Source organism: Pseudolabrys sp., assembly GCF_050250095.1.
In the GTDB taxonomy this organism is placed as follows: Bacteria; Pseudomonadota; Alphaproteobacteria; order Rhizobiales; family Xanthobacteraceae; genus Pseudolabrys.
Map to the genome: position 1 here is coordinate 210,386 of NZ_JBFWPH010000003.1, position 24,712 is coordinate 235,097.

Here is a 24,712-nt window from a genome sequence, read left to right on the forward strand (position 1 = left end):
CCGCCGCGATGGCGGGAAGCAACAAATATATCGGCCAATCGGTGCTCCGGCTGGAGGACCGGCCGCTGGTCACCGGCGCGGGGCGCTTTGCCGCCGACGTGAACTTCCCCGACCAGTTGCACATGCGGGTGGTGCGTTCGCCCGTCGCGCACGGGCGGCTACGCGGCATCGACGCCACCACCGCTCTGGCGATGGATGGCGTGGTTGCCGTATGGACCTTCGCGGACGTCGCGCATATTCCGCCGATCGGCTTCCGCCTCACCGGCCTCTCCGAACTCGATCCCTACCGGCAATACGCACTGGCGCAGGACATGGTGCGCTATGTCGGCGAGCCGGTCGCCGCCGTGTTCGCGCGCGACGCCTATCTCGCGGAGGACGCCGCCGACGCGGTGGACCTCGACATCGAGGCGTTGCCGGTCGTCCTCGACGCAGCGGAAAAACCGGGGCCGTTCGACGACGGCCACGACACCGAGGCGACCATTCTCGTCAAGCAGTCCGGCGACGTCGAGGTGGCGTTCGCCAAAGCGCATACTGTCGTCGAACTCGACCTTGCGACCGGCCGCCATTCCGGCGTGCCGATGGAGACGCGCGGCGCCATCGCCCGCTACGACGCCGCGCGCGACGTGCTGGAAATGCACGGCGCCGCCAAGGTGCCGCACTGGAACCGCGACCGGCTCGCCAAGATGCTCGGGCGGCCCATCGACTCCGTGCAGCTTTACGAGGGCCATGTCGGCGGCGGCTTCGGCATTCGCGGCGAGATGTATCCGGAGGACGTGCTGGTCTGTGCTGCCGCGCTGACATTCAAAAGCGCGGTGAAATGGATCGAGGACCGCCGCGAGCACCTGATCGCCGCCAATCATTCGCGCCAGCAGCGCCACAAAATCCGCGCCGCCGTCGCCGCGGACGGGCATATCCTCGGCATCGACGACACGTTCTTTCACGACAACGGCGCTTACATGCGCACCCACGCCGCGACCGTGCCGGACCTCGCCGCCGCCATGCTGCCCGGCCCCTATCGCGTGCCGGCCTATCGTGCGACGGGGCATATCCGCCTCACCAACAAGACGCCGTGCGGCACCTACCGCTCGCCCGGCCGCTACGAGACGACCTTCGTGCGCGAGCGGCTGATGGACGTGATTGCCGCGCGGCTCAAGCTTGACCGTATCGCGCTGCGCCGCCGCAACCTGATCGACAAGAGCGCGATGCCGTTCGACCGCGGCGTCAGCACGCTCGGCACCGACGTGGTCTACGATTCCGGCGACTACGCCACGCTGATCGACAAGCTGCTGGCGGCGAGCCACTGGGACGCCATGCAGAAGGACTGTGCGCGGCGGCGCGCGGCCGGCGAGCTTGTGGGCTGCGGCTTCGGCATGTTCGTCGAGAAAAGCGGCCTCGGGCCGTTCGACAAGGTGTGCATCGAGGTTGCGCCCTCCGGTCAAGTCGAGGTCATCACCGGCGTCGCCTCGATCGGCCAGGGCGTCGAGACCGCAATGGCGCAGATCTGCGCCGAAACGCTCGGCGTCGACTATCGCGGCATCACCGTCACCCACGGCCAGACCGACCGCATCGACAAGGGCATGGGCGCATTTGCCTCAAGAGTGACCGTGATGTGCGGCGAGGCGACCAGGATGGCCGCCGTGGCGTTGCGCGACACCGCGCTCGCCGCCGCCGCCGAGCTGATGCAGACGACGCCGGACGCACTCGACATCGTGAACGGCGAGATCGTGCGTATCGGCACGTCAGGCCCGTCGATGACGCTTGCCGCTTTGTCGGCCAGCCGCGCCGGCAACCTGCAATCCGAAGCGGAGTTCAAGTCGAGCCACATGGTCTACCCCTATGGCGCGCATGTCGTGCAGGTAAAGCTCGACGCAGACACCGGCGGCCTCGCCATTGAGCGCTACCATGTCGCCTACGATGTCGGCCGCGCGGTGAATCCGAAGATGGTCGAAGGGCAGATTCTCGGCGGCGTCGCGCAGGGCCTCGGCGGTGCGCTCTATGAGGAATTCGTCTACGACGAGAGCGGCGAGCCGCTCTCCGTCACCTTCGCGGACTACCTGATGCCGACCGCGCACGAAATGCCCGGCGTCAGCGTCATCGTCACCGAGGACGCACCGAGCCCGCTCAACGCGCTCGGCCTGAAAGGCGCCGGCGAAGGCGGCATCACGCCGGTCGGCGCGGCGATTGCGTCGGCGATCGACGACGCCCTTCAGCGGCCCGGTGCGGTCACGGAAATCCCCGTGACGCCCCAGCGGTTGAAGGCGCTGATCGAGCGGAGTTAGGGGCTTTATTGTCGCCGCGTTTTCTTCACGCGAACCGGCCGCCGCCGGACGAAGCCGGCTATGGCCGGCGAAGCCCGGTACCCACTTCGCTTGAAAACGCTCTAACTCAGTCTGTCGAGCAGCGCGAGCACCTGCCGGCGCTCGTCAGCGGTGAGCGGCGCGAGCGTATCGGCGGTGATCCTGGCGGCGACCTGCATCGCCTGTTCCGTCACCTGCTGGCCGCGCTTGGTGAGTTCGACGGCGCGGCGGCGGCGGTCGTTCGGATCGTTCGCCGCGGTGACGAAGCCGCGCAGGCTGAGCCGGTCGACCACGCCCTTGATGGTGGCAGCGTCGAGATAGATCAGCCGGCCGAGATGATTCTGCGAGCACGGCCCGACCTCGTAGAGCTTCGCAAGCGCGGCGAATTGCGTCTGCGTCAGCCCTTCGACCATCTGCGACATGAAGATCGAGGTGTGCCGCTGCATGGTGACACGCAGCAGAAAGCCGATCTGGGCGTCGAGTACATAGCGGCCTTCATTGGCCGCGTCCGGCGACACCGCCGCAAGCTTCGCTTTGTCACCGCTCGGCATGAAAAAGATTCTCGACGATTCGGCAGGCGCGCAACGATGGCCCGTCGCGGCCGCTCACGAAAGAGCCCCCGAAGGCTTTGTATGACATATCCACTTGGATTGGCATATCCCCGGCGTCACACAGTCAAATAAGCGCGCTGCACGTCGATGTCCTGTTCCAGCGCCGCCATGCTGCCCTGCCAGCGAATCTGTCCCTTTTCGAGAACGTAGGCGCGGTCCGAGACGAGCCGCGAGAAATGCATGTTCTGCTCGGACAGCAGGATCGACAGGCCTTCCTTCTTCAGTTCGACGATGGTGTCCGCCATCTGCTCGACGATCAGCGGCGCGACGCCCTCGGACGGCTCGTCCAGCAGCACCAGCAGCGGGTTCCCCATCAGCGTGCGGGCGACGGTGAGCATCTGCTGCTCGCCGCCGCTCATGCGGCCGCCGGGCCGGTCGGTCATCTCGGCCAGGTTCGGGAACAATTTGTAGAGCCGCTCCGGGGTCCACACCGGCGCCGACTGGCCGTCCGCGAAGCTGCGCGGCGGCTGGCGGCCGATGTCGAGATTTTCCGTGACGGTGAGGTCGACGAAGATGCGGCGGTCTTCCGGCGTGTAACCGAGGCCGAGCCGCGCGATCTCGTGCGGCTTGAGCCGGGAGATATCGTGGCCGTTGAACTGCACGCTGCCGCGCTTGCCGATCAGGCTCATGATCGCCTTAAGCGTCGTCGACTTGCCGGCGCCGTTGCGGCCCATCAGCGCCACCACCTCGCCGCGGCCGACCTCAAAGCTGAGATCGTAGAGAATATGCGCCGCGCCGTACCAGGCGTTGAGGCCGTCGACCTTGAGAATGGCATCGGCGCTCATGACGCAGTTCCCGCATAGGTCTTGCCGGTGCCGAAATAAACCTCGCGCACCTTGGCGTCGTTCTGGATCTCCTGCGCGGTGCCCGAGGCGATCAGCCGCCCGCGCGCCAGCACGATGATGCGGTCGGCAAAGGCGAACACCACGTCCATTGAATGCTCGGTGAACAGCACCGAGATGCCGCGCTCGACGACGAGGCGCTTGACCAGCGCGATCAGGTCGTTGCGCTCGCGCGGCGCCATGCCTGCGGTCGGCTCGTCCATCAGCAGCAGGCGCGGTTCGTTGGCGAGCGCGATGGCCAGTTCGATGCGCTTGACGTCGCCATAGGCGAGTTCCCGGCTCGGCCGGTCGGCGGCCTCGCGCATGCCGACCTGATCGAGCAGATCGAGCGCCCGCGCGCGGTGCAGCCGCGACGCAGCGGGGAACATGCGATAGATGTCGCCCGCGTGCGACAGCAGCGCCATCTGCACGTTCTCGATCACCGTCATGGAGCCGAAGGTCGCCGCCACCTGGAAGGTGCGCCCCACGCCGAGCCGCCAGATCTCGCGCGGCTTCAGGCCGGCCAGATCGCGCTCCTCGAACATGATGGAGCCTGAGTCCGGCGCAAGCTGGCCGTTGATCATGTTGAAGCAGGTCGACTTGCCGGCGCCGTTCGGGCCGATCATGGCGAGAAATTCGCCGCTGCCGACTTCGAAGGACACGTCGTTGACGGCCTGGACGCCGCCAAACGACTTCGACAAGGAGCGGATCGACAACTCGCTCATGGCTGCGCCCTCCACCGCGCCGCGATGCGCGAGAGGCCGCCGACGATGCCGCCGGGGAACACCAGCACAAGGAGCAGGATGATCGCGCCGAGCAGCGCGCGCCAGTATTCAGTCTGCCGGATGATGGTGTCCTGCAGGGTGACGAAGACTGTCGCGCCGACAATGGGGCCGGTCAGCGTTTCGAGGCCGCCGAGCAGCACCATGACGAGGCCGTCGATGGAGCGGCCGACATGGATGGTCTCCGGCGAGATCGAGCCCTTGGCGAAGGCGAACAGCCCGCCGGCGACGCCGCACACCGCCCCGGCGATGGCGAAAGCGATCCAGTGCACGCGCTTGACGGCGATGCCGATCGCCTCGGCGCGCAATTCGGAATCGCGGCCGGCGCGCATGGCGTAGCCGAACGGCGAGAACAGGAACCGCCGCAGCAGCAGCACGCCGCCCGCCGCCAGCACCAGCGTCAGCAGAAAGAACATGCCGCGCTTGTCGAACGGCGCGGGCGGCCAGACGCCGATCACCCCGTTTGAGCCGCCGGTCAGTTCCTCCCACTGGAACACGGCGGCCCAGACGATCTGCGCGAACGCCAATGTCAGCATGGCGAGATAGACGCCGGACAGCCGCACCGCGAACCAGCCGAACAGCAGCGCACCGGCCAGCGCGACGAGCGGCGCGGCCAGCAGCGCAAGCCCCATCGGCAGGCTCAGCCATTTGACCAGCAGCGCCGCGCCATAGGCGCCTAGCCCGAAATAGGCGGCGTGGCCGAACGAATGCATGCCGCCGGGTCCGGCGATGAAGTGCAGGCTCGCCGCGAACAGGATGGCGATCAGCACGTCGATGCCGAGCACCAGCAGATAGGGCGAGCTTTCCCGGAACATCAGCGGGAAGCACAGCAGGACGACGAAGATCGCCGCGCCGGCGAGCTTCAGCGGCAGCGTCGCCGGGCGGATCGGCTCGTCCGGCTCGGCCATCGAGCGCACCGCGCCCTGCTTTTTGCCGAGCAGGCCGTAAGGCCGCACGATCAGCACGAGCGCCATCACCAGAAATTCCGCAACCAGCGTCATCTTCGAGAAGTTGAGCGAAACGAAGCCGAGATCGACCACGCCGACGGCGATGCACAGCGCCTTCACTTCCGCGATGATGATGGCGGCGAGAAACGCGCCGGTGATGGAACCCATACCGCCGACCACCACGACGACGAAAGCGTCGCCGATGGCGATCAGGTCGGTCGCGAGGTTGGCAGGCTCCCGCGCGATCTGCAGCGCGCCGCCGAGGCCGGCGAGGCCGGCGCCGAGCGCGAACACGGCGGTGAACAGCATCGCCTGATTGACGCCGAGCGCGCCGACCATCTCGCGATCCTGCGTCGCGGCGCGGATCAGCCGGCCGAACCGCGTCTTCGCCAGCAGCAAATGCAGCGCCAGCAGCACCACCGGTCCGATGACAATGAGAAACAGGTCGTAGGCCGGCAGATGACGGTCGAGAATTTCGATGGAGCCGCGCAGCCCCGGCGCGCGCGGCCCGAGCAGATCCTCAGGCCCCCAGATCGCCAGCGCCGCGTCGTTGAACACCAGCACCAGCGCGAAGGTGGCGAGCAACTGGAACAGTTCCGGCGCGCGATAGATCCGGCGCAGCAACAGCACTTCGATGACCGCGCCGAGCGCGGCGACGACCAGCGCGGTGGCGACGATGCCGCCCCAGAAGCCAAGCACGCCGCCGATCTTGGTCGCGAAGCTGTAGGCGATGTAGGTCCCCAGCATATAGAGGGACCCGTGCGCGATATTGATGATGCGGCTGACGCCGAAGATCAGCGACAGGCCGACGGCGATGAAAAACAGCCCGGACGCCGTCGAGAGGCCGTTGAGCGCCTGGAAAAGAAGACCGCTGAGAGTCATGTGAGAGTTTTGGGGTTTGCCGCCCTTCCCCCATCCTCGCCGGTTGTCCCCACGCGGCGCGGTTCCCGGGCGCCGCCCGATCAAACCGCCACTCATCCCGGCGGTGGATTCCGGGGCGACGATTTTTCGCCGCCCCGGATTGTTGGTGTCACCCGTCCCGTCGGGGACCGTCCGATCAGTTGGCCACCGGACGCAGCTTCTTGATCTCCGCGTCGGGCGGCATGACCGAGGCGCCGTCGACATACTTGAAGTCGGTCATGGTACCCTTGCCGTTCTCGAGCGCGATCTTGCCGACGAAGCAACCCATCGTCGCCTGATGATCGATCGCACGATATTCGAACGCACCGAACGGGCTGCCGACCTTCAGGCCTTTGAAGGCCTCCACCAGCTTCTCGGTGTCGGTCGAACCGGCCTTGGCGATGCCGGCGGCGAGCGACTTGAAGGTGACGTAGCCGACGATCGAGCCGAGCCGCGGATAGTCGTTGAACTTCTTCTGGTAGGCGGTGACGAAGGCGACGTGCTCCGGCGTCTTGATCTTGTCCCAGGGATAGCCGGTGACGATCCAGCCGACCGGCGCTTCGGCCTTCAGCGGGTCGAGATATTCCGGCTCGCCGGTCAGGAGGCTGACCACCGTGCGGTTCTTGAACGAGCCGCGGGTGTCGCCTTCACGAACGAACTTCGTGAGGTCGGCGCCGAACAGCACGTTGAAGATGGCGTCGGGCTTGGCGTCGTCGACCGCCTGCGCCACCGCGCCGGCGTCGATCTTGCCGAGCGGCGGCGCCTGCTCGGTGACGAATTCGACGTCGGGCTGCGCCTTCTTCAGCAGTTCCTTGAAGTTCGCCGCCGCCGACTGGCCGTATTCGAAGTTCGGATAGACGATGGCCCAGCGCTTCTTCTTGGCCGCGATCGCGGCCGGCATCAGCATCGCCACCTGCATGTAGGTCGAGGCGCGCAGGCGGAAGGTGTATTTATTGCCGTTCTGCCAGGTGATCTTGTCGGTCAGCGGCTCGGCGGCGAGGAAGAACACCTTCTTCTGGCCGGCGAAGTTGGTGACGGCCAGACCGATATGCGACAGGAACGTGCCGGCGATGATGTTGACGCCTTCGCGCGTCACCAGCTCGTCGGCGACGCGCACCGCCTCGCCCGGATTGGCGCCGTCGTCGCGGGAGATCACCTCGATCTTCTTGCCGAGCACGCCGCCCTTGACGTTGATCTCCTCGACCGCCAGCTCCCAGCCCTTCTTGTAAGGATCGAGGAAGGCCGGCTGCGACTTGTAGCTGTTCATTTCACCGATCTTGATCGTCCCCTGCGACGACGCCGGACCGGACACTGCGAGCGATACCGCGCCCGCGAAAGCAATCGAAAGTAGACAGCTCGCGATTCTCATGGCTGCTCTCCCTCCCTGTTGGCTGGCCACATATTAAAAGGCATGCGTCTCGAATGACAAAGCGCCGGCGCCACCCGTTGATTTGCATGCAAATGGCATGCCCAACGAAGGCGGGGCGGCGCCCCGTCCTCCCTCACAACCCACCGCGGAATGTCGTACACGCTCGCCACGCGGGGTTGCGCCCTTCTAGCCGCGCGGTTTGTCGCGGAACCGGTCCATCAGCGGCTTGTCCTGACCGCCGTCGACCTCGATCATGGTGCCGTTGACCATCGTCATCAAAGGCGAGGCCAGCATGACGACGAGGTTCGCGACCTCCTCGACCTCGGCAATGCGCCCCATCGGGATCGAGGCCGGCGCGAGCTTGTCGGCTTCCTCGCGCGTAATCTTCATGTCGCGCGCCATCGCGTCGACGAGGCCGGCCCAGCGCTCGGTGCGCACCGGGCCCGGATTGACCGCGACGAAGCTGACGTTGTTCTTGCCGTACTGCCCGGCGAGCGAGAGCGTGAGGTTCTGCCCCGCGGCGTTGGCGGCGCCGGGACAGATTTCCCAGTAGGACGGCTTCACGCCGTCGTTGCCGATCAGATTGACGACGCGGCCGCCACCCTGCTTGACCATCAGCGGCAGCACGTAGCGCAGGCAGCGCACATAGCCCATGAACTTGAGCTGCAGGCCCTTTTCCCAGTCGTCCTCGGTCAGATGCTCAATGACGCCGCCGGCGGCCGAGCCTGCATTGTTGACCATGATGTCGACGCGGCCGAGCGCCTTGTGGCCCTGCTCGATGAAGTTTTTCGCATCCTTGTCGCTACGCAGGTCGGCGGCGATCGGCACGATCTTGCGGCCGGTCGCCTTGGCGATTTCCGCCGCCGCCGCCTCGAGCGGCTCCTTGCGGCGCGCACAGATCGCGACATCGACGCCCTCCCTGGCGAGCGTGAGGGCGATGCCCTTGCCGATGCCCTCGGACCCGCCGGTGACCAGCGCGGTCTTGCCTTTCAGTTGAAGATCCATCTGCGTTCTCCCGTTATTTTGACGGCTTGTGCGCAAGCCAGCGTCCGCGTTCGGCGTCGGCGAACAGTTCCGCCAAGGCCGCATTGAATTTGTCCGGCTCCTCGCTGGTGATGGTGTGGCCGGTGCGCGGCACCACCAGAAGCCCGGCGGTCGGCGCGGTGCGGCGCAGATAGACGCTGGCGTCGACGCACCACTCGTCCTCGTCGCCGACGACGATGAGCAGCGGCGGTTTGAATTTCTTCAGGTCCGCTTCCATGTCGTAGAGCGTCGGCCGCTTGGCCTGCAGATTGGCCATCGTCATCGCGTGGCCGACGCTGGAATGCTCGCCGAGCATCTTGACGAAATGCGCGTAACCGCGCGGGTCTTTGTATTTCTGCGACTGGCGGGTCGGCCCATCGCCGTAGATGCGCGCGCCCTCTTCCATCGTGTGCGAGGAAAACATCTTGGCGTTGTCGCGCGAGGCGGCCCGCGACGCCTCGACCGTCTTCGGGTCGGCGCTCGAGCCGTAGCCGCAACCGGCCGCGACCACCGAGATGCAACGGTCGGGATATTTGATGCCGACATGCAGCGCGGTCGATGCGCCCATCGAGTGGCCGACGACATGGGCCCTGTCGATCTTGAGGCTGTCCATCACCGCGATCACGTCGTCGCGGAATTTCGCCTGATCGTATTTGTCGGGATCGTTCGGGATGTCGGAAGGCGGATAGCCGCGCTGGCTGTAGGTGACGCAGCGGTGCGAGCGCGAAAAGCGCTGCATCTGCGGCTCCCAGGTGCGGTAATCGGCGGCGAATTCGTGGACGAAGACAACCGGCGTACCGGTGCCGGCCTCCTCGTAATACAGGCGCGTGCCGTCGTGGGAGGTGATGTGCGGCATTTTAGCGTCCCCGCGTTCCCCTGTTATTATTTGCGTACAAACGAAAGGCTATTAAACTCATTGCCGGTCCGCAAGCAGCCTGAGCAAAATCTGATGCCGACCGCGACCGGGTCGGCGCAGTCGATACGGGGGACGTCCATGCTGAAGCTGTCACGACGCTGCGTCACGACGCTTGTCGCCGCTGCCGCCATTGCATTTTCAAGCGCCGCGACTGTGCAGGCGCAAGACAAGCCGACAATCCGCGTTTCGAGCCTGACCTTGCCGGTGTTCAACCCGCTGGTCTGGAACATCATGAAGGCGCGCGGCTTCGACACCAAACACGGTTTCGTGCTCGACGCGAAAGCCTATCCATCGATCTCCGCGTTCTACGCGGCTTTCGCCACCGGCGAGACCGACGTGCTGATCGGCGGGCCGACGGTGCTGCAGAAACTCTATAATGAAGGCGTTCCGCTGCGCATCATCGGCTCCGGCTTCACGCTCGGCGACCTCGTGATCTTCGCCAAGGACAAGAGCATCAAGTCGCTCGCCGACCTGAAGGGCAAGCAGCTTGCCATCGACATGGGCGGCTCGCAGTTCCAGGTGGTCAAGATTTATGCAAACGCCAAGGGCATCGACCTCGGCAAGGACATCACCGTCGTCAACGCCAACTTCGCCGTCGCACGCGCCCAGCTCGAGGCGAGCCGGGTCGACGCCGCGCTGGTGATCGAGCCGCTGGCGAGCATCATCGCCAAGCAGCGGCCCGACTGGCACGTCATTTTCAACGGCGCCGAGGGCTGGAAGGAAATCACCGGCGACGCGGGCTGGGAGATCGTGCCGGCCATGCGGGCCGACTTCATCGCCAAGCACCCCAATGCGCCGAAGATGCTGCTCGCCGCGTTGGCCGACACCGCGGCCGTGATGCATAAGGAAACCGCGGCCGGCGACAAGATCGCGACCGAGACGACCAAGCTGCCGCCCGGCATCCTGCAAACCGCGATCGACAGCGGCCGGTTGCAATTCATCATCAAGCCGGTGTCCGACCCCGAGGTGAAAAAGTCGCTGCGGGACATGATGGATCGCGCCGTGAAGGCCGGCTTTTATGACAAGGCGGCCGACGACAAGATCTTCCTCCAGTAACCGCCGCAGCATTCGTCATGCAGCCTGAGGAGTACCGGGAGTCCGTTCCGGCTCTGAGTTTTCCGAAACAGACTCTCGTCTCCCTACTGGTCTTCGCGGTCGTCTGGGAGACCTTGTCCTATCTCGCGCCTTATCTCGGGATCCCGCCTTTCGCGATTCCGAGCTGGTTCAAGATCGCCCAGAGCATCGTCAAGGTCACCCCGATCGACATCGTGGTGACGCTCGCCCGCGTGGTCGGAGCGCTGATCGTGTCGTTCGTGATCGGCGTGTCGCTGGCGATGGTGATGTACGGTTCCAAGGCGCTCGACGACTACCTGCACCCGATGATCCGCATCCTGATGGCGGTGCCGGTGGTGTCGTGGATTCTGTTCGCGGTGCTGTGGTTCCCCGGCGTCGAGTTCCGCATCGGCTTCGTGCTGTTCGTGGTCTGCGGGCCGGTGTTCCTGGTCGACTCCCTCGACGCCATGCGCGGCGTGCCGCGCGAGCTGCGCCACATGATGCGCTCGTTCCGGCCGACCAGCCCCCAATATTTCATCAAGCTGATGCTGCCGGCGATCCTGCCGAGCCTGTTCACCAGCTGGAAGGTCAACATCAGCCTCGCGATCCGCGTCGTCACCATCGCCGAGCTGGTCGGCGCGGTGACCGGCATCGGCCATCAGTTGTCGGTGGCGCAGGAGCTGTTCTCGGTGTCCGACGTGTTCGCCTGGACCATCGTTCTGGTCGCCCTGCTGTTTCTCCTGGAAGCCGGCGTCGCGCGGGTCGAAGCAAGGATGCTGCGATGGCGGGCGTGAACGGCAACAACGGCGGGCCGCCGCCGATCGAGGCGCGCGGCGTCCGCAAGATGTTCCGGCAGGCGACGTCCGGCCAGTCGGTCGTCGCCATCGACCGGCTCGACCTGACGATTGCGCCCCGCGAGGTGGTCGCCATCGTGGGGCAAACCGGCTGCGGCAAATCGACCTTCTTCGATTTGCTGATCGGCCTCGAAGCGCCGACCGAAGGCACGCTGCGGATCGGCGACAAGAACCCGCATGACGACTTCAATCATTTCCGCGGGCGCATCGCGACGGTGTTCCAGCAGGACCGCCTGTTGCCGTGGCGCACCGCGATCGACAACGCCAAGCTGCCACTGGAACTGATCGGCCTGCCCGAGGAAGGGCAGCGCGACCGCACGATGACCTGGCTGAAGCGGCTTGGACTTGAAAACTTCGTCAACGCCTATCCGCACGAACTGTCCGGCGGCATGCGCCAGCGTGTCGCCATCGCGCGGGCTTTCGCGGTGCAGCCCGACATCATGCTGGCCGACGAGGCCTTCGGCCATCTCGACGAGGTGACGGCGGCGGAACTGCGGACGACGTTCCTTGCATTGGCGCGCGAAAGCGGCTCGACCGCCGTTCTCATCACGCACCAACTTGAAGAAGCCATCGCGGTCGGCGACCGCATCGTGGTGTTCGGAAAATCGGCGAAGCTGCTGGCCGACATTCATGTCGCGCAGTGGCCGAAGCAGGACTACGGCCCGCTGCGCGAGGCGATCCAGTCGACGCTGCAGAACAACAGCCCAGATCCAAGATTGGCGCGCGGCTGACGCGCGATTAAACGCGCGGCGGGAGAATGCCCTTGGCGGCGTCGCCGATCGCCTGAACGTTATCGCCGGCATCCTCGAAGCAGACGATGCGGCACGGGCAGCCTTCAAGCCCTTCGTAGCGCCACGGAAACGCGCCGATCAGGCAGCGCTTGTTGAGCATCAGCTCGATGTCGCCGCCGATATTTTCCGCGTGCAGCAGGCCTTCCTGAAACGCCCAGTTGTGGAACGGAAACACGTCGGCCGAGACTTTCCGGCCCGAACGCTTGTGGGTGTATTCGAAAGTGCCGAAGAACTCGCCCGGCGTCTTGCCGTGCTTTTTGGTGAACTCCTCGGCGAGATCGGGCCGCATGTAGCGGATCGAGGTGTTCATCGCGTGGTCGCAGGAGCCGGTGTCCATGCCCCACCACTTGATCTTCTTCTTCAGCATCCACTTGAGCGTGTCGAGGCTCGGCCCAGGGTGGTAGCAGAAGTAACGCACCAGATCCTGCTGCGGCTGGCCTTCATAGTGTTTGTGCCAACCGGTGTGCAGGATGAGAATGTCGCCCTCGCGGATGTCGGCGCCGGCGGACTCGATGATCTCCGGCGTGATCACCGCCCAGTCGTGCATGTGCTTCGAGATGTCGACCACGACGCCGCGATTGCACAGATAATCGAGCGGCAGATGCGCCATGTCGCCGACCGGATTGTCGGTGGCGTGCATCGCGCCGTCGAAATGCGTGCCGACATGCAGCGCGGTGTCGATGCGCTGCGCGACAATGCGCACGGTCTGGAGGTTCTGCGCATAATACATCTTGTTGCCGGCATAGCCGACCCAGCCCGGCGTGTGGACGTTCATGACATGGGTGAGGTCGACGATTTTCATCGTACTGCTCCGGTTCATTCCAACAGATCAGCGTTAGCCGATCACAAAACCGTCCGCAAAACCAGATGCAGGCCGATCAGCAGCAGGCCGATGAAAAACAACAGGAGGAAGGTTTTTTCCTGCACCCGCGCGCGGATCGACTGGCCGATTTTCATCCCGAGCAAAGACACCGCCAGCGCCAGCACGGACGGCCCGGCGACGGAGACGTGCATCGCGCCGCCTTCATACAGCGCGGCGGCGAGCGCGACGGTCGACACTGTGTAGGTGATGCCGAGCGCCTGCACGAGATCGTCCTTGTCGAGACCGATGCCCTGCAGATAAAGCGCCGAGGGAACGACAAACACGCCGGTCGCCGCGCCGATCGCGCCGGTCGCCAGCCCGACCGGCGACGCGAGCCAGAATTCCGCGCGCGGCCCAAGGTGCAGCCGGATCTTCAGGAGGCCCGACACCGCGTAGGCGATCAGCGCGAGGCCGAGGCCGGCACGCACCATGTCGGCATCGCTGCCGGTCATGACGCCATAGGCGAACAGCGAGCCGACGACGATGCTGACCTGCATCAGCCAGAGCCGCTTCAGCAGCGGAAGGAAGTTGGCGCCGAAGCTTTGCCAGACATTGGTGACGAGCGAAGGCAGCACGATCAGCGCCGCCGCCTGCGCCGGCGGGATGACGAGGCCCATCAGGCCGATGCCGATGGTCGGCAGGCCGCCGCCGATCACACCTTTCACCGTGCCGGCGAGGAGAAAAACGGCGGCGATGAGAATCCAGATTGAAATGTCGTGCACGCGCGGGTCCAGTGAATCGGGTGCGGGACGTTGCGCAGCGGCCCGCCTGTTAGCAATCCGCAAGAATGCAACCCTGCCTTCGACCGGGGCGAACGCAGACGCCACGCCACAGAAGATGGCGCGGAACTTCGCGACACCGGACACCCCCGCTAATGGTCCTCCAGAGCGCGGGTTTTTTTTCGGCTTAAGCCACAGAAATCGCTGTCACATACTGATTTTTCTATGTCTTTTTAAAAGATAGTATCTTTACTATCGTAACCAGCCGGCCTAGCTTTTCGCACCTTGAGGCAAGGAACGCCGGACCGATGCGCCACCGGGTTGCCAATTCCGTCACGACCAGCGGCACGCTGACCGCGCGGATCATGTTCGCGGGGCGCTCCTCGTCGCTGTCGGCGCAAATCGTCGCCGACGTGCGCGACGCGCTGTTCGCCAAGCGTCTCAAGCCCGGCGACTTCGTCGGCACCGAAAAAGACCTCGCCGCCCGCTTCGGCGTCAGCCGCATCGTCGCGCGCGACGCGCTGCGCACGCTCGAAGCCCTCGGCATCGTCGAGATCCGCATGGGCAAAGGCGGCGGCGCCCGCATCGCCAACGGCAATCCGCGGCTGTTCGCCGAGGCGCTCGCTGTGCAGCTCGACCTCACCGGCGTCTCCGCCCGCGAGGTGATGGATGCGCAGCGCGCCATCGAAACGCTCGGCGCCGAACTCGCCGCCGAGAACGCGAAGCCCGAAGACATCGCGCGGCTGCGCCAGCTTCTGCGCGACGCGGAAGCCGCGATGGACGACCTCGACGAGTTCACCCGCCTGTCGCGCGACTTCCATCTCGCGGTGGCCGAGGCCTCGCACAACCGCGTGCTCGTCGTGCAGTTGATCTCGCTCGAGCATGTGTCATGGCCGCGCCGCAACGTCACCGCGACGCCGGCGCTGGCGAAGCGCGTCATCGAGATTCACACCCGGCTCACCGACCTGATCGAACTGCGCGACGCCGCGGCGGCACGCGCACTGATGGACGACCACGTGAAGATGATCCGCGCGCGGCGCGTTGCCGAGCGCGGAAACGCCGATGCCGCAGGCCATTCCTGCTGCTGACAAGACGCAACGAAAACCACGGAACGAACAAGGAGGAGACAATGGGAAAGTTCGTGATTGAGGCGCATTTCCGCTTGCAGGAGTGGATCGCGCACGAGAAGGGCTATTTCACCGACGAAGGGCTCGACTACGAGTTCCGCGAGCTGATCCGCTCGAGCGAAGGCAAGCACCACGACAAGGGCGACAAGCAGGGCGCCTTCCAGTCCTTCGAGAAAGGCCGCACCGCCGACGTGAGCTGCGCCTGTCACTGGACCATCAACGTCGCGGCGGCCAAGGGCCACGGCCGCATGGCGGCGGAGGTTTATTCGGTCGCACCGGCCGGCATCTTCGTGCAGCCCGACAGCAAGATCAAAAGGCCGGAAGACCTTGCCGGCGTGCCGATCTCGGTCGGCTACCAGTCAGGCAGCCATTACGCGACGATCCAGGCGCTCGAGCAGTTCATCCCGCAGGACAAGATCAACCTGGTCTATTCGACCGGCATGCTGTTCGCGCGCATGGACAAGCTGCTCGACGGCTCCGCCCCGGCGGCCAACCTGTTCAACGGCCCGTACTATCTCGCCGAGCAGCTCGGCTACCGGAAGATCCTCGATACGACCTTCATGATCGGCATGATGATCCACGGCAGCCCCGATCCGGAGGATCTCCGCAAATATTATGCCGCGCTGCGCCGCGCCCAGCGCGACCTCGACCTGCGGCCGGAGAAGTACACGCACTACTACCTCAAGGAATTCCCGGAGAAGTATCACGCCCAGATGGACGTGCGCCGCTGGGGCCCCGGCGAGCGGCTGGTGTTCGAGCCCTACTCCAAGGAAGTCTTTGAAGAATCACGGGATTGGATCGCCTCGCATGGCATCTTCCCGGACGGCAATCTCGGCACCGGGGGCTACGAGCAAGCGACCGTTTCGGTCCGCTGACGATGCCGGCGGAGTGGGCAGCGCGGTGAAGCAGCCGCCCACCCACCTCGCCTTGGCCGGTCACTTTGTCGCGCCGCAGGCCAAAGCCTGCGGCGCTTTTCTTTGTTTTCACAGTGAGGCATGCTCCCCGCATAAAAATAACGAAGGGGAGGATCTGATGAAGAAATACGTTGTGGCAGGCGCCAGCCTGCTTGCAGCGGCCGTGATGTCATCGGCCGCAAACGCTCAGGGCACCATCAAAATCGGCGTCATTCTGCCCTATTCGGGCCAGTTCGCGCATACCGCGACCGAAATCGACGCCGGCATCAAGCTCTACATGAAGCAGCACGGCGACACCGTCGGCGGCAAGAAGATCGAGATGATCCGCAAGGACGTCGGCGGCATCGCACCGCCGGTCGCCAAGCGGCTCGCCGAAGAACTCGTGGTGCGCGACAAGGTCGACATCCTGGCCGGTTTCGTGCTGACCCCGAATGCGATCGCGGCCTGCGGCGTCTCCGCCGAAGCCAAGAAGCTCATGGTCATCATGAACGCGGCGACCTCGATCATCACCACCAAGTCACCCTACTGCACCCGCACATCGTTCACGCTGCCGATGGTTACGGAGACGCTCGGCGCCTGGGCGGCCAAGAACGGCATCAAGAAGGCCTATACGCTCGCCTCGGACTATGCGCCGGGTCACGACGCCGAACAGGGCTTCATCCGCGCGTTCAAGGCGAACGGCGGCGAGATTGTCGGCTCCGTCCGCATGGCGGTCGGCAATCCCGACTTCTCGGCCTATCTGCAGCGTGCCAAGGACCTCAACCCGCAGTCGATCTTCGTGTTCGTCCCGGCCGGCGCGCAGCCGGCGGCGTTCGGCAAGGCGTTCGCCGAGCGCGGCATGAGCACGGCGACGACCCGCATCCTCGGCACCGGCGAGCTGACCGACGACACCGCCCTGAAGCAGATGGGCGACGCCGCCAAGGGCATCATCACCGCGTGGAACTACGACCACAATCACAAGTCCAAGATGAACCAGGACTTCGTGGCGGCCTACAAGAAGGACAACAAGGGCGAGAACCCGAGCTTCCTGTCGGTCGGCGGCTATGACGGCATGCACCTGATCTACGAGGCGCTGAAAAAGACCAAGGCCAACGGCGACGCCGATCAGTTGATTGGTGCGGTCAAGGGCATGAAGTGGGACAGCCCGCGCGGCCCGATGATGATCGATCCCGAGACCAACGATGCGGTGGAGACCATCTATATCCGCCGTGTCGACAAGGTCGGCGGCCGTTATACGAATGTCGAGGTCGACAGCGTCCCGAATGTGAAGGATCCGGTCAAAGAGGCGATGAAGAAGAAGTAATCGCCCGGCCCGATTTGACCGTCCAACGTCGATGGGGCGATCTTGACGGTCGCCCCATCGCTCACGTCTGATGGCTGTCGCATCCGACGTGACCTGATCGGACTCTGCCCATGCTGCCTCCCGTCTTCGGCGTTCTGTTCGACGGCATAGCCTACGGAATGTTGCTGTTCGTTCTGTCGGTCGGCCTCTCTGTCACGCTCGGCCTGATGAATTTCGTCAATCTGGCGCACTGCGCCTTTGCGATGATCGGCGGCTACACCACCGTCACGCTGATGAACAGCTTCGGCTGGCCGTTTTTCGCCACGCTGCCGATGGCCTTTCTCGCCTCCGCCTTCACCAGCGTGCTGTTCGAGCGCACGCTGTATCGCCGGCTCTACCGCGCCACCGATCTCGACCAGGTGCTGCTGACGATCGGCCTCGCCTTCATCTCGGTCGCGGTGTTCGCCTGGTTCTACGGAACCACCCAGCAGCCGATCAACGTGCCGTCCTATATGCGCGGCTCGTTCGCCTTCCTCGGCCTCAATATCGCGGTGTACCGGCTGTTCCTGATCGGCGTCGGCGTGGTCGTGACGCTGCTTCTGGTGTTCGGCCTTGAATACACCCGCTTCGGCGCGCAGGTCCGCGCGGCGGTCGATAACCAGCGCATGGCGCGGGGCCTCGGCATCGACGTCGACCGGACCTTTGCCTTCACCTTCGCGCTCGGCTCCGGGCTTGCCGGTCTCGGCGGCGCGCTCGCCATCGAGATCGTCGGCCTCGATCCGGTGTTCGCCTTCACCTATCTCGTGTACGTGCTCATCATCGTCTCGGTCGGCGGACTCGGCTCGATCGTCGGCTCCTTCCTCGCCGCGATCCTGATCGGCGTCAGCGACATTGCCGGCAAGTACTACGTGCCAGAACTCGGCGCGTTCCTGATCTATCTCGTGATGCTGGTCATCCTGATGTGGCGGCCGGCCGGCCTGTTCGGGAGACGCTGATCATGGCCTCCGTCGAAACCGCGCCGTCGCCGCACGCCTACGTCCAGTCGCTCAGTCGCTGGCGGCCGATCGAAATCGTGTTCTGGCTGTCGCTGCTGCTGCCTTATGTGCTGTTCCCGAATTACCTGTCGCTCGCGAGCCAGATCGCCATCACGGCGATGTTCGCGCTCTCGCTCGATCTCATCCTCGGCTATGCCGGCGTGGTGTCGCTCGGCCACGCCGCGTTTTTCGGCATCGGCGCCTACACCGCCGGCATCTTCTCGAAATTCGTCTGGGGCGAGCTGTTCACCGGACTGATCGTGGCGACCGCGCTCGCGGCGGCGGTCGGCTATGTGTCGAGCTTCGTGATCGCCCGGTTCCGCCACCTGACGCTCATCATGATCACGCTCGGCCTCGGCCTGTTGCTGCACGAGGCGGCCAACAGCGCGAGCTGGCTCACCGGCGGCTCCGACGGCCTGCAGGGCGTGCAGGTGTGGCCGCTGCTCGGCGTCTTCAAGTTCGATCTCTACGGCAAGACCGCCTACGGCTATTCGCTGGCGATGCTGTTCCTGGTGTTCCTGTTCGCGCGGCGCATCATCCACTCGCCGTTCGGGCTGGCGCTGCGCGGCATCCGCGAGAACTGGACCCGCATGCCGGCGATCGGCGCGCCGAGCCGCGCCCATATCCGCAAGATCTACACGATCTCAGCCGCGATGGCGGGCCTTGCCGGCGCGCTGATCGCGCAAACGACCGAGACGGTGTCGCTCGAAACGCTGAGCTTCGAACGCTCGGCCGACGTGCTGGTCATGCTGGTGCTCGGCGGCGCGGGGCGCCTTTACGGCGGCCTCGTCGGCGCCGCGGTATTCATGATCGCGCGCGACCAGTTCTCCGGCATCGCGCCGCAGTTCTGGTATTTCTGGATCGGCATCCTGCTGGTCGTGGTCGTGATGTTTCTGCCGAACGGCATTCTCGGCGGCGCATCGGCGCTGCTGGCGCGGTGGAGACGCAAGTGACTGCGCCTACCGGCAACATAGCACTGTCCACGCGCCGTCTCGAAAAGCGGTTCGGCTCCCTGGTCGTCGCCAACGACATCAACATCGCGCTGCCGAAAGGTGCGCGTTACGCGCTGATCGGGCCGAACGGCGCCGGCAAGACGACGCTCATCAATCTGATGACCGGCATGCTGTTTCCCGACGGCGGCGAGATCACGCTCGAAGGCGAGGACATCACCGCGCTCGAACCGCAGAGCCGCGTCCGCCGCGGGCTCGCGCGCACCTTCCAGATCAACACGCTGTTCCCCGGCCTCAACGCGCTGGAAGCCGTCACGCTGGCGGTGGCGGAGCGGCGCGGCATCGCCGGTGAGTTCTGGCGCAACCTGTCTGCGCACCGCGAGTCGGTCGACGAAGCCTATGACATCCTGTCGCGGCTCAAGCTCGGCGACAGCTGCTACCGGATCACCCGCGAACTGCCCTACGGCCGCCAGCGGCTGTTGGAGATCGCGCTGGCGCTCGCGACGAAGCCGAAAGTGCTGCTGCTCGACGAGCCGGCGGCCGGCGTGCCGCACGAGGAAAGCGGCGAAATCTTCGAAGTCGTCGCGGGCCTGTCCGACGACCTGACGCTGTTGTTCATCGAGCACGACATGCATGTGGTGTTCCGCTTCGCCACCCACATCATCGTGCTTGTCGGCGGGGCGATCTTCGCCGAAGGCTCGCCGGCCGAGATTTCGTCGCATCCCGGCGTGCGTGAGGTTTATCTGGGGAACCGCAAACATGTCTGAGCCGCTGCTCTCCCTGAAGAACGTCCATGCCGGCTATGGCGACGCGCTGGTGCTGCACGACATTTCCTTCGACCTGCCGGCCAACGGCAGCCTGGCGCTGCTCGGCCGCAACGGCGTCGGTAAATCGACGCTGCTTTTGACCATCATGGGCCTGACGCAGATGCGCAGCGGCACGGTGGCCTGGCGGGGGCGCGACATCACTAGGCTTGCGCCCAATCGCCGCGCCCGCGACGGCATCGGCTGGGTGGCGCAGGAGCGCGAGATTTTCCCCTCGCTGTCGGTGGAGGAAAACCTCACCACGACCGCGCGGCCCGGCGACTGGACACTCGAGGAGGTCTACAGGCTGTTTCCGCGCCTGCACGAGCGCCGCCGCAACATGGGCAACCAACTTTCAGGTGGCGAACAACAAATGCTCGCCATCGCCCGCGCGTTGATGACGAATCCGTCACTGTTGCTGCTCGACGAGCCGCTGGAAGGTCTTGCGCCGGTGATCGTCGACGAATTGATCGCGGCGATCCGCCAAATGCTCGACGGGCGCGGCATCGCGATCATTCTGGTCGAGCAGCACACCGACATCGCGCTGGAGTTGACGACCGACGCTATTGTGCTCGAACGCGGCGCAATTGCACATCGTGCAAAATCCGCAGAACTGTCGACCGACCATGCAACGCTGGAGCGGCTCGTCGGGTTGCGCGTCAGCGGGACGGCGTGACATTCTACCGGTCTTATCCAGGCCGGGAGACGTATTCACAATGTCCAATCCGATGAAGCCGGGCGAGCGTTGCGATTTTTCCGCGATCGTCGACCGGCCACCGCTGAAGCTGCCGGGCAACGCCCGGATCGTTTTCTGGACCATCGTCAACTACGAAGTCTGGGATATCGGCAAGCCGATGGCGCGGCAGCTGTTGCCGGCACCGACCGGCGCACCGCTGATGCCGGACGTCGTGCACTGGGGCTGGCACGAATACGGCATGCGCGTCGGCTGCTGGCGCTTCTTCGAGCTGTACGAAAAACTCGGCATCAAGCCGACGCTCTCCGCCAATGCCCGCATCTGCGAGGATTACCCGCGCGTCGCCGAGCAGGCGAAAAAGGCTGGCTGGGAATTCATGGGCCACGCCTACGAGCAGGGCCCTATTCACAAGGAAGAAAACCAGCCGGCGATGATCAAGCGCTCGATGGACGTCATCGAGAAGTTCACCGGCAAGCGCCCTGTCGGCTGGCTCGGGCCGGGCCTGACGCAGACGCTCGACACGCCGGAACACCTCGCGGAAGCCGGCGTCAAATATATCGGCGACTGGGCCTATGACGACGAACCGACGGTGATCCGCACGCAAAAGGGGCCGCTCGTCACGCTGCCCTACACCATCGAGCTGAACGACATCCCGATGATGATCATCCAGCACCACGAGAGCGATTACCTGCTCAAGCGGATGATCGACCAGTTCGACCGGCTCTATGCCGAAAGCGAAAAACGCGCGAAATTCTGCGCGCTTGCGATCCACCCCTATATCAGCGGCCAGCCGCACCGCATCAAGTATCTCGAACAGATCTACGACTACGTGAACAAGCACGAAGGCGTGCTGCACTGGAACGGCGAGCAGATCTACGACTGGTACAAGGGCCTCGCCGCCGACAAGATCAAGGCCGCATCATGAACTTTCCGAAACCGCCGGTCGGCATGCTGCCGAACGACCGCATCGCCTATTCACCGATCACACAGCGCAAGCCGCTGCGGCTGCCGAAAGGCGCGCGGATGGTGGTGTGGACCATCACCAATGTCGAGGAATGGGATCCGACCCAGACCATGCCGCGCACCGTCATTACGCCGCCCGCCGGCGGCGCGCCGATGCCGGACATTCCGAACTGGTGCTGGCACGAATACGGCAACCGCGTCGGCTTCTGGCGGCTCCTGGACGTCTACGACAAGTTCAAGATCCCCGGCGTGATGAACATCAACGCCACCGCGGCGCAGGCATTCCCCGAACTGGTGAAGGCCTGCGTCGAGCGTAAATGGGAATTCGTCGGCCACGGCTACACCCAGCGCAACATGCAGAAGGTCGAGAACGAGCGCGACGACATTCGCAAGAGCGCCGAGGTGCTGGAGAAGGTGACCGGCAAGCGGCCGGGCGGCTGGCTCGGGCCGGGGCTGACCGAGACCTGGGAAACGCCGGACGTTCTGTCCGAAGCCGGCTATCGCTACGTCGCGGACTGGGTGATCGACGACCAGCCGGTGTGGCTGAAGACCCGCCACAAGCCGATCCTCAACATTCCCTATACGCAGGAATGCAACGACGTCGCCATGATGCTGATCCAGCATCACAAGGCGTCGGAGTTCTACGACCGCGCGATGGACCAGTTCGAGCAGATCTACAAGGACTCCTCGAAGGACCACGCCCGCGTCATGGCGATCTCGGTGCACCCCTACATCATGGGCGCGCCGCATCGCGTGAAATACTTCCGCAGGATCTTCGAGAAAATCCGCAAGAAGCCCGGCGTGCTGTTCTGGACCGGCGAGCAAATCTGCGACTGGTTCATGAAAGCCGGGCCGAAGGCCCCCGAGTAAGGCAGCGATCGTCATGGCGATGCACCCGCGCGAACGTCTGGCTTATTCCGGCATCGAGAACCGGCCGCCACTGAAATTCCCGGACGGCGTGAGGCTCGTCGTCTGGCCGGTGCTGGCGCTGGAAGAATGGGACATGGCGCGGCCGATGGCGCGCATGGTGATCTCACCGCCGCAAGGGCAGCCGCAACAGCCCGACCACCCCAACTGGTCCTGGCACGAATACGGCATGCGCGTCGGCTTCTGGCGGATGCGCAAGATGTTCCGGCAGCTCGGCGTCACGCCGACGGTGACGCTGAATGCGCGGGTCTGCGAGACCTATCCGGAAGTCGCGCGCGCCTGCGTCGAGGCCGGCTGGGAAATGAACGCGCACGGCTACGATCAGGTGCCGATGCACAAGCTCGACGACCAGCGCGCCGTCATCATGAAGTCGATGGACATCATCGAAAAGTTCTGCGGCAAGCGGCCGCGCGGCTGGTTCGGCCCCGGCCTGACGCAGACCTTCGACACGCTCGATTACCTGTCGGAATCCGGCGTCGAATATATCGGCGACTGGGTGCTCGACGACGAGCCGGTGACGCTGAAGACGAGCCACAAGCCCGTCGTCGCGCTGCCCTATAATTTCGAGATCCACGACATCGTCATGATGGCGCTACAGCAGCACCCCTCCGAGGTGCTCTATTCACGCGCGATGGACCACTTCAACTGGCTTTATGCCGAGTCGGCGGAACGGCCGAAGATCATGGCGATCGCCTGTCATCCTTACCTCTCCGGCGTGCCGCACCGCATCGGCCACGTGCAGCGGACGTTCAGGGACATCCTCGCCCACGATGGTGTGGTGTCCTGGACCGGCGAGCAGATCCTCGACTGGCATCTCAAGACCAAACCTCAAGCCTGAGAAGGCATTTGCGTCCCATGCTGCGCTCGACCTACCGCTCGGCTTTCGTTCCGCACGATATCGCCGCACCGATCTATGGCGCAGCGTCCGGCCCGCTGGCCGGACTGACGGCCGCCGTGAAGGACATGTACGACATCGCCGGCTACGTCGCCGGTTGCGGCAATCCGACCTGGCTTGCGACGCATCAGCCGGCGGCCAGCAACGCCGGCGCAGTCCAGGCGATCCTCGACGCCGGCGCGGCGATTATCGGGAAGACGATCTGCGACGAACTGTTTTACAGCGGCACGGGCGCCAACCATCACTATGGAACACCGATCAACGCGCGCGCGCCGGGCCGCCTGCCCGGCGGCTCGTCGGCGGGATCGGCCGCCGCCGTCGGCGCCGGCTTGTGCGACTTCGCGCTCGGCAGCGACACGGCCGGCTCGGTGCGCGTGCCCGCATCGTTCAACGGCATCTACGGATTACGGCCGACGCACGGCCGCATCGACCTCTCCGGCGTGCAGGATATGGCGGCTTCGCTCGACGTGCCCGGCTGGTTCGCCGCAACGCCGGGCATCTTCCGCAATGTCGGAGCGGTGCTGCTCGATGGCCGCCGCGCCTCCTCCGCAATCCAGCGCGTGGTGATGGCCGAAGACACGTTCGAGCAGGCCGATCCGGCGGTCAACGAACTGCTGCGCACGCTGCTGGAGTTCATGGCCGACGACCTGCCGCCCTTCACCCATTCGCATATCGCCCCCGACGGCTTCGATGCATGGCGCGAGGCGATGCGGATCGTGCAGGCCTATGAGGTGTGGCAGGCCTATGGTGAGTTCGTGACCCGGGAAAATCCCGAATTCGGCCCCGGCGTCCGCGAGCGCATGGCGTTCGCGGCTTCCATTACCGGCGACGCCGCGGCGGCCGCGGCGGCCATTCGCGCCGCGGCCAGCGACCATATCCGCAGCATCGTCACGCTCGGCACCGTGCTCGCCCTGCCCAGTGCGCCGTCCATCGCGCCGCGGACCGATACCTCCGCCGCGGGACTCGAGGATTTTCGTGTCCGCGTGATGCGGCTGGCCTGCATCTCCAGCATCTCCGGCCTGCCGCAGGTCAGCATTCCCGCCGGAACCGTGGACGGCTGCCCGGTTGGGCTTTCGTTCATCGGCTGGGAAGGCGGCGACGAAGCGCTGCTCGATCTGGCCTATGTGCTCTCGCGCCACTGCGGCATGGCCGCGTGAGTTTGGCTGCGTGAGTGTGGC

The 24,712-nt window shown here is 65.1% G+C and carries 24 protein-coding genes; 15 read left to right on the top strand and 9 right to left on the bottom strand.

Annotation, left to right across the window (positions count from 1 at the left end; translation table 11 throughout):
• Window positions 1-8: 8 nt before the first annotated feature.
• Window positions 9-2,279, top strand: coding sequence for a xanthine dehydrogenase family protein molybdopterin-binding subunit (locus tag AB7F10_RS10415; protein WP_428560488.1), 2,271 nt, complete (start codon window positions 9-11; stop codon window positions 2,277-2,279).
• A 101-nt stretch (window positions 2,280-2,380) separates the two neighbouring features.
• Here AB7F10_RS10415 and AB7F10_RS10420 read toward each other — a convergent pair whose 3' ends face one another.
• The 7 genes from AB7F10_RS10420 to AB7F10_RS10450 form a co-directional block, all read right to left on the bottom strand.
• On the bottom strand, window positions 2,381-2,848 hold the full coding sequence (locus tag AB7F10_RS10420; RefSeq protein WP_428560490.1) for a MarR family winged helix-turn-helix transcriptional regulator: 468 nt from the start codon (window positions 2,846-2,848) through the stop codon (window positions 2,381-2,383).
• A 116-nt stretch (window positions 2,849-2,964) separates the two neighbouring features.
• Window positions 2,965-3,693, bottom strand: coding sequence for an ABC transporter ATP-binding protein (locus tag AB7F10_RS10425; protein ID WP_428560492.1), 729 nt, complete (start codon window positions 3,691-3,693; stop codon window positions 2,965-2,967).
• Window positions 3,690-4,454, bottom strand: coding sequence for an ABC transporter ATP-binding protein (locus AB7F10_RS10430; protein ID WP_428560495.1), 765 nt, complete (start codon window positions 4,452-4,454; stop codon window positions 3,690-3,692). Before AB7F10_RS10430 ends, AB7F10_RS10425 begins: the two co-directional genes overlap by 4 nt.
• A complete protein-coding gene (locus tag AB7F10_RS10435) occupies window positions 4,451-6,340 on the bottom strand; it encodes an ABC transporter permease (RefSeq protein ID WP_428560497.1) in 1,890 nt (629 codons plus the stop codon). Before AB7F10_RS10435 ends, AB7F10_RS10430 begins: the two co-directional genes overlap by 4 nt.
• Window positions 6,341-6,515: 175 nt before the next feature.
• Complete coding sequence (locus AB7F10_RS10440; RefSeq protein ID WP_428560499.1) at window positions 6,516-7,727, bottom strand: ABC transporter substrate-binding protein; 1,212 nt, start codon at window positions 7,725-7,727, stop codon at window positions 6,516-6,518.
• A gap of 186 nt (window positions 7,728-7,913) precedes the next feature.
• On the bottom strand, window positions 7,914-8,732 hold the full coding sequence (locus AB7F10_RS10445) for an SDR family NAD(P)-dependent oxidoreductase (RefSeq protein WP_428560502.1): 819 nt from the start codon (window positions 8,730-8,732) through the stop codon (window positions 7,914-7,916).
• A gap of 13 nt (window positions 8,733-8,745) precedes the next feature.
• Window positions 8,746-9,606: an alpha/beta fold hydrolase gene (locus tag AB7F10_RS10450; RefSeq protein ID WP_428560504.1), complete on the bottom strand. Its 861-nt coding sequence runs from the start codon at window positions 9,604-9,606 to the stop codon at window positions 8,746-8,748.
• Window positions 9,607-9,744: 138 nt separating this feature from the next.
• Between AB7F10_RS10450 and AB7F10_RS10455 the strand changes: the two genes are divergently transcribed.
• The 3 genes from AB7F10_RS10455 to AB7F10_RS10465 are packed head-to-tail and all read left to right on the top strand — an operon-like array spanning window position 9,745 to window position 12,304.
• Window positions 9,745-10,722 (top strand): ABC transporter substrate-binding protein, encoded by a 978-nt coding sequence (locus AB7F10_RS10455; protein WP_428560506.1) that lies wholly within the window; start codon window positions 9,745-9,747, stop codon window positions 10,720-10,722.
• Between the two features lie 17 nt (window positions 10,723-10,739).
• A complete protein-coding gene (locus AB7F10_RS10460; protein WP_428560508.1) occupies window positions 10,740-11,513 on the top strand; it encodes an ABC transporter permease in 774 nt (257 codons plus the stop codon).
• Complete coding sequence (locus AB7F10_RS10465; RefSeq protein WP_428560510.1) at window positions 11,501-12,304, top strand: ABC transporter ATP-binding protein; 804 nt, start codon at window positions 11,501-11,503, stop codon at window positions 12,302-12,304. Before AB7F10_RS10460 ends, AB7F10_RS10465 begins: the two co-directional genes overlap by 13 nt.
• Before the next feature lie 7 nt (window positions 12,305-12,311).
• Here AB7F10_RS10465 and AB7F10_RS10470 read toward each other — a convergent pair whose 3' ends face one another.
• Together AB7F10_RS10470 and AB7F10_RS10475 are read right to left on the bottom strand one after the other, a co-directional pair.
• Entirely contained in the window at window positions 12,312-13,166 is an 855-nt protein-coding gene (locus AB7F10_RS10470) for a cyclase family protein (protein WP_428560512.1), read from the bottom strand.
• A 41-nt stretch (window positions 13,167-13,207) separates the two neighbouring features.
• Window positions 13,208-13,948, bottom strand: coding sequence for a sulfite exporter TauE/SafE family protein (locus AB7F10_RS10475; protein ID WP_428560514.1), 741 nt, complete (start codon window positions 13,946-13,948; stop codon window positions 13,208-13,210).
• A gap of 305 nt (window positions 13,949-14,253) precedes the next feature.
• Between AB7F10_RS10475 and AB7F10_RS10480 the strand changes: the two genes are divergently transcribed.
• From AB7F10_RS10480 to AB7F10_RS10530, 11 genes are all read left to right on the top strand, one after another.
• Window positions 14,254-15,033, top strand: coding sequence for a FadR/GntR family transcriptional regulator (locus AB7F10_RS10480; RefSeq protein ID WP_428560516.1), 780 nt, complete (start codon window positions 14,254-14,256; stop codon window positions 15,031-15,033).
• Window positions 15,034-15,074: 41 nt separating this feature from the next.
• Complete coding sequence (locus AB7F10_RS10485) at window positions 15,075-15,947, top strand: ABC transporter substrate-binding protein (RefSeq protein WP_428560518.1); 873 nt, start codon at window positions 15,075-15,077, stop codon at window positions 15,945-15,947.
• Between the two features lie 157 nt (window positions 15,948-16,104).
• On the top strand, window positions 16,105-17,289 hold the full coding sequence (locus AB7F10_RS10490; protein ID WP_428560520.1) for an ABC transporter substrate-binding protein: 1,185 nt from the start codon (window positions 16,105-16,107) through the stop codon (window positions 17,287-17,289).
• 113 nt (window positions 17,290-17,402) lie between these two features.
• Complete coding sequence (locus tag AB7F10_RS10495) at window positions 17,403-18,263, top strand: branched-chain amino acid ABC transporter permease (RefSeq protein ID WP_428561551.1); 861 nt, start codon at window positions 17,403-17,405, stop codon at window positions 18,261-18,263.
• 2 nt (window positions 18,264-18,265) lie between these two features.
• Complete coding sequence (locus AB7F10_RS10500; protein ID WP_428560522.1) at window positions 18,266-19,255, top strand: branched-chain amino acid ABC transporter permease; 990 nt, start codon at window positions 18,266-18,268, stop codon at window positions 19,253-19,255.
• A complete protein-coding gene (locus tag AB7F10_RS10505) occupies window positions 19,252-20,019 on the top strand; it encodes an ABC transporter ATP-binding protein (RefSeq protein ID WP_428560524.1) in 768 nt (255 codons plus the stop codon). The genes AB7F10_RS10500 and AB7F10_RS10505 overlap by 4 nt, the downstream gene beginning before the upstream one ends.
• Window positions 20,012-20,731, top strand: a complete 720-nt coding sequence (locus AB7F10_RS10510; protein WP_428560526.1) for an ABC transporter ATP-binding protein — start codon at window positions 20,012-20,014, stop codon at window positions 20,729-20,731. Before AB7F10_RS10505 ends, AB7F10_RS10510 begins: the two co-directional genes overlap by 8 nt.
• Window positions 20,732-20,771: 40 nt before the next feature.
• Window positions 20,772-21,674, top strand: coding sequence for a polysaccharide deacetylase family protein (locus tag AB7F10_RS10515; protein ID WP_428560528.1), 903 nt, complete (start codon window positions 20,772-20,774; stop codon window positions 21,672-21,674).
• Complete coding sequence (locus tag AB7F10_RS10520) at window positions 21,671-22,582, top strand: polysaccharide deacetylase family protein (protein WP_428560530.1); 912 nt, start codon at window positions 21,671-21,673, stop codon at window positions 22,580-22,582. The genes AB7F10_RS10515 and AB7F10_RS10520 overlap by 4 nt, the downstream gene beginning before the upstream one ends.
• A 13-nt stretch (window positions 22,583-22,595) precedes the next feature.
• The gene (locus AB7F10_RS10525) at window positions 22,596-23,477 is read left to right on the top strand and encodes a polysaccharide deacetylase family protein (protein WP_428560532.1); all 882 of its coding nucleotides are present in this window, start codon (window positions 22,596-22,598) and stop codon (window positions 23,475-23,477) included.
• 17 nt (window positions 23,478-23,494) lie between these two features.
• Window positions 23,495-24,691 (top strand): amidase, encoded by a 1,197-nt coding sequence (locus tag AB7F10_RS10530; RefSeq protein ID WP_428560534.1) that lies wholly within the window; start codon window positions 23,495-23,497, stop codon window positions 24,689-24,691.
• Window positions 24,692-24,712: the final 21 nt, after the last annotated feature.

Excerpts from the sequence above, each read along its gene's own strand:
- AB7F10_RS10440 (WP_428560499.1), bottom strand. The coding sequence starts at position 7,727 with ATGAGAATCGCGAGCTGTCTACTTTCGATTGCTTTCGCGGGCGCGGTA.
- AB7F10_RS10460 (WP_428560508.1), top strand. The coding sequence starts at position 10,740 with ATGCAGCCTGAGGAGTACCGGGAGTCCGTTCCGGCTCTGAGTTTTCCG.
- AB7F10_RS10465 (WP_428560510.1), top strand. The coding sequence starts at position 11,501 with ATGGCGGGCGTGAACGGCAACAACGGCGGGCCGCCGCCGATCGAGGCG.
- AB7F10_RS10430 (WP_428560495.1), bottom strand. The coding sequence starts at position 4,454 with ATGAGCGAGTTGTCGATCCGCTCCTTGTCGAAGTCGTTTGGCGGCGTC.
- AB7F10_RS10485 (WP_428560518.1), top strand. The coding sequence starts at position 15,075 with ATGGGAAAGTTCGTGATTGAGGCGCATTTCCGCTTGCAGGAGTGGATC.
- AB7F10_RS10515 (WP_428560528.1), top strand. The coding sequence starts at position 20,772 with ATGTCCAATCCGATGAAGCCGGGCGAGCGTTGCGATTTTTCCGCGATC.
- AB7F10_RS10500 (WP_428560522.1), top strand. The coding sequence starts at position 18,266 with ATGGCCTCCGTCGAAACCGCGCCGTCGCCGCACGCCTACGTCCAGTCG.
- AB7F10_RS10525 (WP_428560532.1), top strand. The coding sequence starts at position 22,596 with ATGGCGATGCACCCGCGCGAACGTCTGGCTTATTCCGGCATCGAGAAC.
- AB7F10_RS10480 (WP_428560516.1), top strand. The coding sequence starts at position 14,254 with ATGCGCCACCGGGTTGCCAATTCCGTCACGACCAGCGGCACGCTGACC.
- AB7F10_RS10455 (WP_428560506.1), top strand. The coding sequence starts at position 9,745 with ATGCTGAAGCTGTCACGACGCTGCGTCACGACGCTTGTCGCCGCTGCC.
- AB7F10_RS10420 (WP_428560490.1), bottom strand. The coding sequence starts at position 2,848 with ATGCCGAGCGGTGACAAAGCGAAGCTTGCGGCGGTGTCGCCGGACGCG.
- AB7F10_RS10490 (WP_428560520.1), top strand. The coding sequence starts at position 16,105 with ATGAAGAAATACGTTGTGGCAGGCGCCAGCCTGCTTGCAGCGGCCGTG.
- AB7F10_RS10415 (WP_428560488.1), top strand. The coding sequence starts at position 9 with ATGGCGGGAAGCAACAAATATATCGGCCAATCGGTGCTCCGGCTGGAG.
- AB7F10_RS10425 (WP_428560492.1), bottom strand. The coding sequence starts at position 3,693 with ATGAGCGCCGATGCCATTCTCAAGGTCGACGGCCTCAACGCCTGGTAC.
- AB7F10_RS10520 (WP_428560530.1), top strand. The coding sequence starts at position 21,671 with ATGAACTTTCCGAAACCGCCGGTCGGCATGCTGCCGAACGACCGCATC.
- AB7F10_RS10530 (WP_428560534.1), top strand. The coding sequence starts at position 23,495 with ATGCTGCGCTCGACCTACCGCTCGGCTTTCGTTCCGCACGATATCGCC.
- AB7F10_RS10450 (WP_428560504.1), bottom strand. The coding sequence starts at position 9,606 with ATGCCGCACATCACCTCCCACGACGGCACGCGCCTGTATTACGAGGAG.
- AB7F10_RS10445 (WP_428560502.1), bottom strand. The coding sequence starts at position 8,732 with ATGGATCTTCAACTGAAAGGCAAGACCGCGCTGGTCACCGGCGGGTCC.
- AB7F10_RS10435 (WP_428560497.1), bottom strand. The coding sequence starts at position 6,340 with ATGACTCTCAGCGGTCTTCTTTTCCAGGCGCTCAACGGCCTCTCGACG.
- AB7F10_RS10470 (WP_428560512.1), bottom strand. The coding sequence starts at position 13,166 with ATGAAAATCGTCGACCTCACCCATGTCATGAACGTCCACACGCCGGGC.
- AB7F10_RS10510 (WP_428560526.1), top strand. The coding sequence starts at position 20,012 with ATGTCTGAGCCGCTGCTCTCCCTGAAGAACGTCCATGCCGGCTATGGC.